The following is a 12,314-nucleotide window of genomic DNA, read 5'->3' on the forward strand; positions in this document are numbered from 1 at the left end:
GCGCCAAATGATGATCGTGCTTGGCCTCACCGGATCGATCGGCATGGGCAAGTCGACCACGGCGAAGATGTTCGTCGACGCCGGCGTGCCGGTGCATGATTCCGACGGGACCGTGCATCGCCTCTATGCCGGCAAGGCAGCACCTCTCGTCGAAGCGGCCTTTCCCGGCACAACCGTGTCCGGCGTGGTCGACCGTACAAAACTGGGTGCACGGGTGATCGGCAACGCCGCTGCGCTGAAGACATTGGAGGCGATCGTTCATCCGCTGGTGCGGGCCGATGCCGACGCCTTTCTGGCAAGGCACCGCGCCGCCGCCGCGCCGCTCGTCGTGCTCGACATACCGCTGCTGTTCGAAACCGGCGGCCGCAACCGTGTCGACAAGGTCGTTGTCGTCACCGCGCCGGCCGATATCCAGCGCGCCCGTGTGCTGGCGCGTCCTGATATGAGCGAGGAAAAGCTGGCGGCCATCCTGGCCAAGCAGGTGCCCGATGCCGAAAAACGCCGGCAGGCCGATTTCGTCATCGACACCGGTGAAGGCATGGACGCCGCCCGCGCCGCGGTCGGCGCGATCATTGCCGAGCTCTCAGGACGCTGAGCTTGCCTGCTAACTCCTCGGGGATAAGTCGCGCCCATCAGGCTCCTGACGGCAGGCTGTCGCATTACCCATTGCCATTTTGTTCCGCTCCATGATTCTACTCCTCCAGGAGTGGGTTGATTCTATGCGTGAGATCATTTTCGATACCGAAACCACCGGACTCGACATGCGCGACGACCGCATCATCGAGCTTGGTGGCGTCGAGCTGGTCAACCGCTTCCCGACCGGCCGCACCTTCCACAAATTCATCAATCCGCAGGGGCGCGCCGTCCATGTCGAGGCGCAAGCCGTGCACGGCATCAGCGCCGCCGACCTCGTCGGCAAGCCGACCTTTGCCGAAATCGCCGAGGAATGGCTCGCCTTCACCGACGGCGCCAAGCTCGTCGCCCACAACGCCAATTTCGACATCGGCTTCCTCAACACGGAATTCGGGCGGCTCGGCCAGCCGGCCATAGACACCGGGCGCGTCGTTGACACGCTGGCGCTGGCGCGGCGCAAGCACCCTATGGGACCCAATTCGCTCGACGCGCTCTGCCGCCGCTACGGCATCGACAACGGCCACCGCACCAAGCACGGCGCGCTGCTGGATTCCGAGCTCCTGGCCGAAGTCTACATCGAACTCATCGGCGGCAAGCAGGCCGCACTTGTCCTCGACGCCGTCGTGGTGCAGCTCAACAGCAATGGCGACGTTGCCGACATCGACATCTCGATCGCCGCCAGGCCAATCGCCCTGCCGCCGCGCCTGACCGAGGGCGAGCGAGCGGCGCATGCGGGGCTGGTGGCGACGCTGGGCGAAAAGGCGCTGTGGCTGAAGGTGGCGGCGGGGTGAACGGATCGCGGAGGTAGCGTTCCGTCACACCCCTCTCTGGCCTGCCGGCCATCTCCCCCTCAAGGGGGGAGATCAGCAGCTTCGCCGCTCCAGCCATTCCTGCAACGTCTTAAGTTGGCGAAGGTCGCGATGACGGCCAATCTCCCCCCTTGAGGGGGAGATGCCTGGCAAGGCAGAGGGGGGTGCTGTCCCGCCAGCATCTCAGTATACAAAAAGCCCGGCACGAAGCCGGGCTTTCAACTCATGCGCGTGACGCTTGCCTTCAGCTCACCTTGACCTTCGATGCCGCCTGGTCCTCTGCCAGCTTCTGCTGGAACATCTGGGCGAAATCGATCGGGTCGAGCATCAGGGGCGGGAAGCCGCCATTGCGGGTGGCTTCGGCGATGATCTGGCGGGCGAACGGGAACAAAAGCCGCGGGCATTCGATGAACAGGATGGGCAGCATGTGCTCCTGCGGGAAGCCGGCGATGGCAAATACGCCGCCATAGACCAGTTCGACATTGAACAGCACTTCCTGGTCGAAGGACGCCTTGGCGTTCAAGGTCAGATTGACGTCGAACTGCTTGTCGGAGAGCGGGTTGGCGTTGACATTGACGTTGATCGCGATGCCGGGGGCCTTGTCGCGGCCGCGCAGCGAGTTCGGCGCGCCGGGGCTTTCGAAGGACAGGTCCTTCACATACTGGGCAAGCACGTTGAGCGACGGCTGCGCCGTTTCGCCGTTGCCGTTGGCGGCGCCGACCGGCGCGTCATCTTTGCTGGCCATGAGCCTTGTTCCTTTTGCCTGGACAGCAGCGCTGACCGAATTGAAATCGGGCGTTGGCTAGCATGGTCGGCAAGACAAGACAAGGTTTGCCGCCTTCAGGCAGGAAAGGGTCAATAGTCAGTCGTCCTCAAGGCGACGCTCAGTCGTCCTTCAGGCGGCGCCACGGCGAGTTATGGTCGGGACCGCGGTTGAAATCGTCCTCGCGCGAATAGTCGCCGTCGTCGAGGTCGATGACCTTGTCGCGCGACCTGCCGCGAAAACCGCCGGCGGTGAAATCGGTCGCGACGACGATGCGGCCCTTGAGCCTGCGCCAGGCAAGGTCGCGCACCGGCGGCAGGAACAGCAGCAGGCCAATAATATCGGTGATGAAGCCGGGGATAATCAACAGGACCGCGGCGACCACGATCATGGCGCCATGCGCGAGCTGGCGGCTGGGGTCGCCGCCGCCGGCCATCTCGGCGCGGACCCGCGCCATGACGCCAAAACCCTGGTGCCGGAGCAGAAGCACGCCGGCAATGCCTGAAGCCAGCACCAGGCCGACCGTCGCCAGCGCCCCGACCTCGCGGCCGACAATGACGAAACCGACGATTTCCAGCAGCGGCAGCGCAAGCAGGAACAGAGGAAGGAAGGAAATGCGCAAATCTTGACCGATCGTTTCCATGTTTGCCGGGCGGCGCATAATCGCCGCTGGCACTGAGGCCGTTAGATAGGTATGCCTGCCTTTGATTTGAATGATTGCGCCATGCGTTCTATATGCTTTGCATGTTTAACGCCATGCGACCGCCGCCCGATTGGCTGGCGGTCCCGGCCAGGTCAGGGATTGATTGGCGAAAGATATGGGATTCTTCGACTTCGGCACCATTTTCTTTCTGATTGCGGCGGTGGTGATCTTTTTCCAGCTGCGCAACGTGCTTGGCCGCCGCACGGGCAGCGAGCGCCCGCCCTTCGATCCGTACACGGCCAGCCGTACCGAGAAGGACGCGACCCAGAAGCCCGAAAATGTGGTTTCGCTGCCACGCAAGCGCATGCCGGGCGAGACGGCTGCCGAGACCTATGCGGCCATCGATGCCTTCGCCAAGCCCGACACCGACCTCAACAAGGGCCTGCGCGCGATCAAGGACAATGATCCCTCCTTCGACCCCAAAGTCTTCGTCGACGGCGCCAAGATGGCTTATGAGATGATCGTCATGGCCTATGCCGATGGCGACCGAAAAACGCTGAAGAACCTGTTGTCGCGCGAGGTTTTTGACGGCTTCGTTGCCGCGATTGGCGACCGCGAGGCGAAAGCCGAAAAGATCCAGTCCTCCTTCGTCGGCATCGATAAGGCCGACATCGTCTCGGCCGAGATGAAGGGCGGCGAGGCCCACATCACGCTGCGCATCGTGAGCGAACTGATTTCGGCGACCCGCGACAAGGCGGGTGCCGTCATCGATGGCGATCCCGAGACGGTGGCCGAGGTCAAGGATGTCTGGACCTTCGCCCGCGACACACGCTCGCGCGATCCGAACTGGAAGCTGGTCGCCACCGAGGAAGAAGACTGAGCCTATGCATGTCGCCCGGTGCGGGCAGCTTTTTTGGGATAGCGACATGCAGGCAAACATCGGCAGTGGCGAGGCTGAGGTGTCGCTCTCGCCGCTTTTCGTGGAAAAGTCCTTCGATGATCTTCCCGGTTGGAATTCCGATGACCATCTGCCCGCTTTCGAAGCCTTCCGCCGTTCGGCCTTTCATGTCCTGAACAAGCCCTACCGCACCGGTTCGTTGGGCGTCCGGTTCGACGCGTTTGCCGGCGCTTATGACGAGGCGCGCACCGTTTCGCCGGCGAATCGGTCGGCGGCCAAGGCTTTTTTCGAGCGCCATTTCGCCCCAGTCCAGATTCGATCCGAAAACCCCGGCCTGGTCACCGGCTTCTACGAGCCGGAGGCCGAGGCCTCGCCGGTGCGCACGGATGAACTCACCGTGCCGCTTCTGGCGCGACCGGCCGACCTCGTCGACATCGATGACGCCAACCGCCCCAAGGGCATGGACGACTACCTGGCCTTCGCCCGCGACACGCCGCAGGGCCCGGTTGAATATTTCAACCGCGGTGAGATCGAGAGAGGCGCGCTGGCCGGCCAAGGCCTGGAAATCGCTTGGCTTGCCGACAAGGTCGACGTCTTCTTCATCCATGTGCAAGGTGCGGCCAGGCTGAAGATGACCGACGGCCGGCTTTGCCGCGTCACCTACGCCGCCAAATCCGGCCAACGTTTCAGCGGTCCGGGGAAGATTCTCGCCGAACTCGGCGAAATCCCACTGGAAAAAGTGACGATGCAGTCTATCCGCGCCTGGTTCAGGGCGCATCCGGATCGCGTCGACGAGATCTTCTGGCAGAACCGCTCCTACATCTTCTTTCGCGAAGCCAATGTCGACGATGCCGCACTCGGTCCTGTCGCCGCCGCCAAGGTGCCGTTGACGCCGGGCCGTTCGCTCGCGGTCGACCGGCTGCTGCACACATTCGGTACCCCCTTCTACATCGACGCTCCGTCGCTGACCGCCTTCGACGGAAAACCGTTCCGGCGGCTGATGATTGCGCAGGACACCGGCTCGGCCATCATCGGACCGGCGCGGGGCGATCTGTTCGCCGGCTCCGGCGATGCGGCCGGCGAGATCGCCGGCGTCGTTCGCAATGCGGCCGATTTCTATGCCTTGGTTCCAGGCGCTCTCGTTTCGGGGAGGAATCGATGAGCAAGCGCCCCGATAAACTCAACGAAGACGATCGGGTGCTGTGGAACCTGGTGGCGCGCACCGCCCGACCGCTGAAGGGCAGGACCGCGGTCGAGATTCCCGACATCGTCGTAGACCCTAAGCCGGCACAGACGCCGGTCGCTGTCGGTCCGGTCCTCGCCGCCAAGCCGAAGGCGCAGCATGTATCGCACGCGCTGGACGAGCCGACATTGGACAAGCTGAAGAAGGGCCGGCTGCCGATCGAAGGCCGCGTCGATCTGCATGGCATGACCCAGGACGAGGCCTATTCGCTGCTGTTTTCGTTCCTGCACCGGGCCCATGCCGGCGGCATCCGTTATGTCCTCGTCATTACGGGAAAAGGGTCGTCGTCGGGCGGCGACGGCGTCTTGCGGCGCGCCGTGCCTGCCTGGTTGTCGACGCCTGCCTTCCGGCCGCTGGTCTCCAGCCACGATCACGCCGCCCGCAACCACGGCGGTTCGGGCGCGCTCTACGTTCGACTCAGGCGAACCCGCTGATGACGCCGTTCGGCGAAAAACTGCGGGCGCTTCGAGCCGAGCGCGGCTTGCGCCAGAAGGACATGGCGCAGGCGATCGGAGTCAGCGCCGCCTATTTGTCGGCGCTGGAACATGGCCGCCGCGGCGCGCCGACCTGGACGCTGATCCAGAAGATCATCGGCTATTTCAACGTCATCTGGGACGATGCCGAAGAGCTGGCGCGTCTGGCCGAGGCCTCACATCCGCGGGTGAGACTCGATACGTCCGGCCTCAGTCCTGCCGCCACCGAGTTGGCCAATCTCCTGGCCGAAAACATCGAGAAGCTGGACGAAGCCGAGCTTGCCCGCATCACCGCGTCGATCCGGGCCGCACTGGAGCGGCGAGAGTAATCCGGTAAGCGATGCCAAGGCGCAAGGTTTGCTTGCGCTGTTCCTGAAAGCGATGCCCGCCGGCCGATAGCCAGCGGGCATATGGCACGATTACTTCGCGCCGGCCTGGCCGCCACGGCCGCCAGTGCTGTCATGATCGCCGCCGCGGCCACCGCCCAGGCAGTCCGAGTTGAGCTCGCAACAGCGATTGCCCCAGTTGTTGGTCTTGGCGCAACCGGTCTGATCGGCCATGGCGGATCCGGCCAAGGAAGACACCGCAACAACGGCGAGGAAGGCATTACGAAGGAAAGCAGTCATTTGAAGTCTCCATGTTTGGGTGGTTGGGTTCTGGTTACGGCTGTGTGTCGCCGCTGGAGACGGTTTGGTTCACGCAGGTAGCGAAATTTTTTGAGGAGGCGTTTCGAGAGATAAGATTTCGAGGGCAGCGCTGCCCTCATCCGCCTGCCGGCGACTATTTTGCAACGTTGACGATTGGCGAAATCCCCGATGGCAGCATCTTTCTCCCCGTCACTATACGGGGAGAAATGCCCGGCAGGGCAATGAGGGGCAGCGCCGACTTGCGGTTATCTCGTGAAAGTTATTAGCCGCGGGCTTCCGACGAAGCTGTTCGCAGCGACGCTCTCACATGCATCGTCCTTATTTACTGAACCGCGCCGACCAGCACCTGCTGGCCGCCGCGGATCGAGACCCAGCGGCCGGTGTTGTCGATGGCCTGCCGCTTGAGGAAGCGATAGCCGGTGGCGTCCCAGATCTTCACCTTGTCGGTCAGATTGTCGAGGACGTAGTCGCCCTTGTCGGTGCGCACCGTCAGCACGGCATGGCCTTCGCCGTCCGGCTTGCGCACGACGGTGATCAAGAGATCGGCCAGCGACACGCCAGAGCGCGAGAGCTGGCGGCGCTTTTCCAGCACATAGTCTTCGCAATCGCCGACGCCCTTGTCGGGATAGGCCCAGACCTCGTCCTTGCCATAGATGTCGTAGTCGCTCATCGGCTTGACGGCGGCGTTGACCCTTGACGTCACGTTGATCAGCTTGCGCATGAAGGCGTCGGTCATCGCGGCGGGGTTGAGGTTGCTCGGCCGGATCGAGCATTCGCCGGGCTGGGTTTTACAGAAATCATAGTGGCCGATCGGCTGCGAGGTCATGCCGCCCGTCGCCATGGCGCCGCCTGCAAGTGCCGGCACTGCCCAGCACGCAGAGATCGCCAGCCCTGCTGCCGCCCACAAGCGCAGCGTCCGTGCCATCGGTGAGGAAGTCATTGTCCCCGTTCGCCCTTGTTCTTAACGAAAGGTTAAAGGGGATTTACACTCCGTGTCAATTATAAGGGGAGCCAGATTCTTCGGCATGGTTACCCGCGCCCGCCCAACAGCGTCTATTGTGCAACAGAACGCCTGTGGCGCGCAAAATCGCCCCGCTTTTGTGGGCAATGCACGCTGCAGCCGGATCGAGCCTCAGCTTTTGGCGGAGCGGACCAGCCTTGGTTTCACCGCAACCCGGTTCTGGCGGCCGTAGCTGGTGATGAAATCGACGATGCGCGGCACGATTTCCGAGCGGAATCGCGACCCGTTGAAGACGCCGTAGTGGCCGACGGCCGGCTGCATGTAATGCGCATGCCGGTCAGCCGGGATGTTGGGGCAGAGATCGTGGGCGGCCTGGGTCTGGCCGAGGCCGGAAATGTCGTCGTTCTCGCCTTCGACCGTGAACAGCGCGACATTGCGGATCGCCTTGGTGTCGACCACCTCGCCGCGATGCGTCATCTCGCCCTTGGGCAGCGCATGGCGCACGAACACCGTGTCGACGGTCTGCAGATAGAATTCCGCCGTCAGGTCCATCACCGCCAGATATTCGTCGTAGAAATCGCGGTGCTTCTCGGCACTGTCGCCGTCATGCTTGACCAGGTGCATGAAGAAGTCCTTGTGGGCGGTGATGTGCCGGTCGAGGTTCATGCTCATGAAGCCCGACAGCTGCAGGAAGCCCGGATAGACTTCGCGGCCGAAGCCCGGCACCGGCCAGGGCGCGTGCATGATGACGTTGTCGCGGAACCAGTCGATGCCCTTTTCCTTGGCCAGAAGATTGACCGCGGTCGGATTGCGGCGGGTGTCGATCGGCCCGCCCATCAAGGTCATGGTCGAGGGCACGAAGGGATCGCCGCGCTTTTCCATCAGCGCCACCGCTGCCAGCACCGGCACCGAAGGCTGGCACACCGCCATCACATGGGTGTCCGGCCCCAGCGCATGCAGCATGTCGATGATGTAGTCGATATAATCGTCGAGGTCGAAATGGCCGTCAATCACCGGTACCATGCGGGCATCGACCCAGTCGGTGATGTGCACGTCGGCATAGGGCAGCATCGCCTCGACCGTGCCGCGCAGCAGCGTCGCATAATGGCCCGACATCGGCGCCACGATGAGAAGCTTGGGGTCGGCCTTTCGCCCGGCGGGCACCGACCGCTCGAAGCGGGTAAGATTGCAGAACGGCTTCGACCACACCGTCTTTTCGCTGACCTCGACGCTCTTCCAGTCGACCACGGTCTTGCTCAGGCCGAAATGCGGCTTGCTGTAGCGGCGCGTCGTGCGCTCGAACAGTTCGGCGGTGGCGGCGACCGAGCGGCCCCACGGCGTATGCGAAAACGGATTGAGCGGGTTGGTGTAGAACAGCCGCACCGCATCGGCATAAAGCCGCGCGGGCTGCAAGGCGGCATGGTTCATTTCGTAGAGCTGGTAGAACATCAGGTACTCCGCAGCTGCCGTGACCGAAGGGACGACGGACAGCGCCGAGCCTTGAATGTCTCGCGCGGAGGTTAACAAGATATTGCTGCGATGCAATACGTCACGTGGCGTGACATATGCCAATCTTTCGTCCAAGGCCTTGAGAAACCGCGTTGGGCGGGTGCAGCCGGCTCAATGTGCACTGCAAAATGCAAGGCTGTTGGACAACGGGGCAGGATGTGTCCGGCCCGATCGGGCCGGACTTGGACAGATCTAGACGCGCGCCATGCACACCGAGGTATGGCCGGAGCCGATGAAGCCGAGTTGGCCGGCGGCGCCCTTGGACAGATCGAGCACGCGCCCTTTGATGAACGGGCCGCGGTCGTTGATGCGCACGATGACGCTGCGGCCATTATTCTGGTTGGTCACTTTCAACTTGGTGCCGAAAGGCAGGCTGCGGTGCGCGGCGGTCAGCGCCGACGGGTTCATGCGTTCGCCATTGGCGGTCCTGGAATGCAGTGCGTACCAGGAGGCGCGGCCGCACTGGCCGGCGGCGGAGGAGGCGGACGCACCGACCATTAGGCCAGCCGCGACCGTTACCGCGACAAGCGCGGTCTGGTTTGTTTTCTTCATGTTGGGGGGATTGGCTCCGTTTTCGACAGACCCCAGCCGTTAAGTGTCGAATAAGGCAGGAAATGCGGCAAGCATCGGGCAGTTCCGTGGCACTGGCACACGTTTGGAGTCGCTGAGAAACAGTTTGTCAGGCATCTTTCGTGTGGCGCGGCCGTATCGCCGGCGATATTGCGAGCTGTTTCACAGATTCCGTGAGCAAGGCAGGACGTTATAGTACAAGTAGAAGAGAGCGCGATTGGGCGCCGTCCTTTCGCTCTGTCATCACGGTCATGGCGCAGGTGACGATCGACTTCGGAAAGGAATCTTGGCGATGAGACTGTTCAGATATCTGCTGGCGCTGATCGTGCTCGCCATTGGCGCGCTGTGGTCGCTGCAGGGCATTGGCGTGGTCGGCGGCAGCTTCATGACCGGCCAGTCGCAATGGCTCTATATCGGCATCGTGACCATGCTGGTCGGTTTCGCCGGGCTGGTATGGGCGAGCCGTTCGCCGGGGTGAGTTGCGACGAAAGTCGACCGCCACAGATCGACCCCCACTCCGTCGAGCTTCGCTCGACACCTCTCCCCCGATCGACGGGGGAGAGGAAAGGCGCGAGCCTTGCAGGGGCGCGAACTTATGCGGCCTGGCTCCCTTCCCCTCCCTCCGGAGGGGGGAGAGGTGGCGCCGCGAAGCGGTGACGGAGTGGGGGAAGGCGCTGGTCAAACCCGCAGTCGCAAACAGGGCCAACCCGGCGAGCAAGAAAACAGCCACCCCATATTGCCGGTCCATTCTGTTACCGATCTATCCGGTTCGGATAGAATGCCCTGCCCGCGATAGGCTCTACCCGAACAGCTGATCCAGAATCCTGCCCTCCAGCCTGGCAAGCTCGACCGAACCACGCCGGCGCGGCCGCGCCACCGACACGTCGAGATCGAGCGCGATGCGGCCCTCGTCGATCACCACCACCCGGTCGGCGAGCGCAACCGCCTCGGCGACGTCATGCGTCACCAGCACGGCGGTGAATTTTTGCTCCAGCCAGATACGTTCCAGAAGCTGCTGCATTTCGATGCGGGTCAGCGCATCGAGCGCGCCGAGCGGCTCGTCGAGCGCCAGGATCCGAGGCTGTCCGATCAGTGCACGCGCCAGCGCCACGCGCTGCTTCTGGCCGCCCGACAGCACCGAGGGCCATTCGTCGGCGCGGTCGGCGAGGCCGACTTCACCCAGGATGGCGAGCGCGCGCCGCCTGGCTTCCGCACCGGTGGCAAGCCCGGTCAGCCCGACCTCGACGTTTTTCACCACGCTGGCCCAGGGCAACAGCCGCGGCTCCTGGAACATGAAGCGGCTCTCTTCGCCAGCGCCGGCCTTGGCTTCCGGCCCGAATGTCAGCGATCCTGCCGTCGGCCGGTCGAGCCCGGCCAGCAGCCGCAAAAGCGTGCTCTTGCCGCAGCCGCTCTTGCCGATGACGGCAACGAACTGCCCGACCGGCACGTCGAGATCGATGCAGTCGAGCACGACCTTGTCGCCAAAGCGCTTTTCCATGCCCTTGAAGGCAAAGGCGCGCTGCCTTTCGACGGCCTCCTCCGGCCGTGACGGTTCCGGCGCGGCGACGAAGGAACGGATGGCGGTCAGGCTGGCGGTTGGCATCGAACCCTCAGGCGTTCTGGAAGGCGGGATGCCAGCCGAGCGACAGCCGCTCGAGCAGGCGGGCGAAGCTGTCGGCAAGCTTGCCGAGCAGCGCATAGATCAGGATCGACAGCACGACCACATCGATCAGCAGGAATTCGCGTGCCTGCATGGCCATGTAGCCGAGGCCGGAACTGGCCGAGATGGTTTCGGCAACGATCAGCGTCAGCCACATGATGCCCAGCGCATAGCGCAGGCCGACGAAGATCGCCGGCAGCGCGCCGGGCAGGATCACCTGAAAAAACAACGCGCGGCGGTCCATGCCGTAGACCCGGCCCATCTCGACCAGCTGCGGGTCGACGCTCTGGATGCCGAGCAGCGTGTTGACGTAGATCGGGAAGAACACGCCGAGCGCCACCAGGAACAGTTTTGCTTCCTCGTCGATGCCGAACCACAGGATGACCAGCGGGATCAGCGCCAGATGCGGGATGTTGCGGATCATCTGCAGCGTCGTGTCGGTCAGGCCGCGGCTGAGCGCCGACAGCCCGTTGGCAAGGCCGAGTGCAAAGCCGATCGAGCCGCCGATGGCAAAGCCGGCCAGCGCACGCAGCGTGCTGACGCCGATGTTTTCGATCAGCTCGCCCGACAGCGTCAGCCGCCAGAAGGCCTCGGCCACCGCGCTCGGCGCCGGCAGCACATTGGCCGGCATCACGCCGGCGCGGCTGGCGGCTTCCCAGCCAATTATGACCAGCGCCGGCAGCAGCCAGCCGATGCCGTTCTGTTTGACGCGCCGGGCAAAACTCACGACGAGGCCTGCAGGCGGTTGGCGCCGTGGAAGCCGACGGCGAATTCATTGGCGATGTTCTCATGCGCCCGTGCCCGCCTGGTGCCCAGGCCGAGACGCGGGAACAGAAGCTCGGCGACACGGTAGGCTTCCTCGAGATGCGGGTACCCAGAGCCGATGATGGTGTCGATGCCGATCGCCTGATACTCGCGGATGCGCTCGACGATCTGCTCCGGCGAGCCGACCAGCGCGGTGCCGGCGCCGCCGCGCACCAGGCCGACGCCGGCCCACAGATTGGGTGACACCACCAGCCGGTCGCGGCGGCCGCCATGCAGTTCGGCCATGCGCCGCTGTCCCACAGAGTCCATCTCCTTGGTGAAGCGGGCCTGGGCATTTTCGATCTGGGCATCGGTGACGTGGCTGATCAGCCGGTCGGCGGCGCGCCAGGCCTCTTCCTCGGTCTCGCGCACGATGAAATGCAGCCTGATGCCGAAACGCAGTTTGCGGCCGCGCCGTTCAGCCTTGTTGCGCGCCGCGCTGAGTTTTTCCGCCACCTGCGCCGGCGGCTCGCCCCAGGTCAGGTACATGTCGACGAGATCGGCGGCGAGCTCCTGGCCGGCATCGGACGAGCCGCCGAAATAGAGCGGCGGCCGCTCCTGTTGCGGCAGAAGATCAAGGCGGCCATTGTCGACGCGGTAATATTTGGCCGGCTTGCGGGCTTGATGAAGCGGTCAAGGCGAAATCCCTGAGGCTTGAAACGGCAAAGGCGCCGGGCGTTTTCCGCCCGGCGCCACACAAG

General features: G+C 63.9%; 15 protein-coding genes and 1 pseudogene. 7 read left to right on the forward strand and 9 right to left on the reverse strand.

Annotation, left to right across the window (positions count from 1 at the left end; genetic code table 11):
- Positions 1-10 precede the first annotated feature (10 nt).
- Positions 11-595 carry a dephospho-CoA kinase gene (coaE, locus tag AC3CCE_RS12100; protein ID WP_352626712.1) on the forward strand — a complete coding sequence of 195 codons (585 nt, stop codon included), beginning with the start codon at positions 11-13 and terminating at the stop codon, positions 593-595.
- Positions 596-719: 124 nt separating this feature from the next.
- The gene (gene dnaQ / locus AC3CCE_RS12105; RefSeq protein ID WP_023672106.1) at positions 720-1,424 is read left to right on the forward strand and encodes a DNA polymerase III subunit epsilon; all 705 of its coding nucleotides are present in this window, start codon (positions 720-722) and stop codon (positions 1,422-1,424) included.
- Positions 1,425-1,686: 262 nt separating this feature from the next.
- On the opposite strand, the gene secB is transcribed toward dnaQ, so the two are convergent.
- On the reverse strand, positions 1,687-2,187 hold the full coding sequence (secB, locus tag AC3CCE_RS12110) for a protein-export chaperone SecB (protein ID WP_023672105.1): 501 nt from the start codon (positions 2,185-2,187) through the stop codon (positions 1,687-1,689).
- 139 nt (positions 2,188-2,326) lie between these two features.
- Entirely contained in the window at positions 2,327-2,827 is a 501-nt protein-coding gene (locus AC3CCE_RS12115; RefSeq protein WP_352626710.1) for an FxsA family protein, read from the reverse strand.
- 196 nt (positions 2,828-3,023) lie between these two features.
- Here AC3CCE_RS12115 and AC3CCE_RS12120 point away from each other — a divergent pair, with 196 nt between their 5' ends.
- The 4 genes from AC3CCE_RS12120 (at position 3,024) to AC3CCE_RS12135 (ending at position 5,791) form a co-directional block, all read left to right on the forward strand.
- The gene (locus AC3CCE_RS12120) at positions 3,024-3,728 is read left to right on the forward strand and encodes a Tim44/TimA family putative adaptor protein (protein WP_023672103.1); all 705 of its coding nucleotides are present in this window, start codon (positions 3,024-3,026) and stop codon (positions 3,726-3,728) included.
- A gap of 79 nt (positions 3,729-3,807) precedes the next feature.
- Positions 3,808-4,908 carry a murein transglycosylase A gene (mltA, locus tag AC3CCE_RS12125; RefSeq protein ID WP_352626708.1) on the forward strand — a complete coding sequence of 367 codons (1,101 nt, stop codon included), beginning with the start codon at positions 3,808-3,810 and terminating at the stop codon, positions 4,906-4,908.
- Entirely contained in the window at positions 4,905-5,423 is a 519-nt protein-coding gene (locus AC3CCE_RS12130; protein ID WP_023672101.1) for a Smr/MutS family protein, read from the forward strand. Before mltA ends, AC3CCE_RS12130 begins: the two co-directional genes overlap by 4 nt.
- Positions 5,423-5,791 carry a helix-turn-helix domain-containing protein gene (locus AC3CCE_RS12135; RefSeq protein WP_023687588.1) on the forward strand — a complete coding sequence of 123 codons (369 nt, stop codon included), beginning with the start codon at positions 5,423-5,425 and terminating at the stop codon, positions 5,789-5,791. The genes AC3CCE_RS12130 and AC3CCE_RS12135 overlap by 1 nt, the downstream gene beginning before the upstream one ends.
- A 90-nt stretch (positions 5,792-5,881) precedes the next feature.
- On the opposite strand, the gene AC3CCE_RS12140 is transcribed toward AC3CCE_RS12135, so the two are convergent.
- The 4 genes from AC3CCE_RS12140 to AC3CCE_RS12155 all read right to left on the reverse strand — a co-directional run bounded on the left by AC3CCE_RS12140 (position 5,882) and on the right by AC3CCE_RS12155 (position 9,131).
- Positions 5,882-6,088: a hypothetical protein gene (locus AC3CCE_RS12140; RefSeq protein ID WP_023710325.1), complete on the reverse strand. Its 207-nt coding sequence runs from the start codon at positions 6,086-6,088 to the stop codon at positions 5,882-5,884.
- A gap of 343 nt (positions 6,089-6,431) precedes the next feature.
- Complete coding sequence (locus AC3CCE_RS12145; protein ID WP_023672098.1) at positions 6,432-7,049, reverse strand: transglutaminase-like cysteine peptidase; 618 nt, start codon at positions 7,047-7,049, stop codon at positions 6,432-6,434.
- Positions 7,050-7,241: 192 nt separating this feature from the next.
- Positions 7,242-8,519 (reverse strand): polyhydroxyalkanoate depolymerase, encoded by a 1,278-nt coding sequence (locus AC3CCE_RS12150; protein ID WP_023805853.1) that lies wholly within the window; start codon positions 8,517-8,519, stop codon positions 7,242-7,244.
- 252 nt (positions 8,520-8,771) lie between these two features.
- A complete protein-coding gene (locus tag AC3CCE_RS12155; protein ID WP_023710327.1) occupies positions 8,772-9,131 on the reverse strand; it encodes a septal ring lytic transglycosylase RlpA family protein in 360 nt (119 codons plus the stop codon).
- Between the two features lie 310 nt (positions 9,132-9,441).
- On the opposite strand from AC3CCE_RS12155, the gene AC3CCE_RS12160 reads away from it, so the two are divergent.
- Positions 9,442-9,627: a hypothetical protein gene (locus AC3CCE_RS12160; protein ID WP_023686050.1), complete on the forward strand. Its 186-nt coding sequence runs from the start codon at positions 9,442-9,444 to the stop codon at positions 9,625-9,627.
- A 321-nt stretch (positions 9,628-9,948) separates the two neighbouring features.
- Here AC3CCE_RS12160 and AC3CCE_RS12165 read toward each other — a convergent pair whose 3' ends face one another.
- From AC3CCE_RS12165 to AC3CCE_RS12175, 3 genes and pseudogenes are all read right to left on the reverse strand, one after another.
- A complete protein-coding gene (locus AC3CCE_RS12165; RefSeq protein WP_023672094.1) occupies positions 9,949-10,752 on the reverse strand; it encodes an ATP-binding cassette domain-containing protein in 804 nt (267 codons plus the stop codon).
- Between the two features lie 7 nt (positions 10,753-10,759).
- A complete protein-coding gene (locus AC3CCE_RS12170; RefSeq protein ID WP_023672093.1) occupies positions 10,760-11,536 on the reverse strand; it encodes an ABC transporter permease subunit in 777 nt (258 codons plus the stop codon).
- A pseudogene (locus AC3CCE_RS12175) lies at positions 11,533-12,219 on the reverse strand (LLM class flavin-dependent oxidoreductase); the annotation flags it as partial. The gene AC3CCE_RS12170 and the pseudogene AC3CCE_RS12175, both read right to left, overlap by 4 nt.
- Between the last annotated feature and the right edge of the window lie 95 nt (positions 12,220-12,314).

It is taken from the genome of Mesorhizobium sp. P160187 (genome assembly GCF_057766425.1).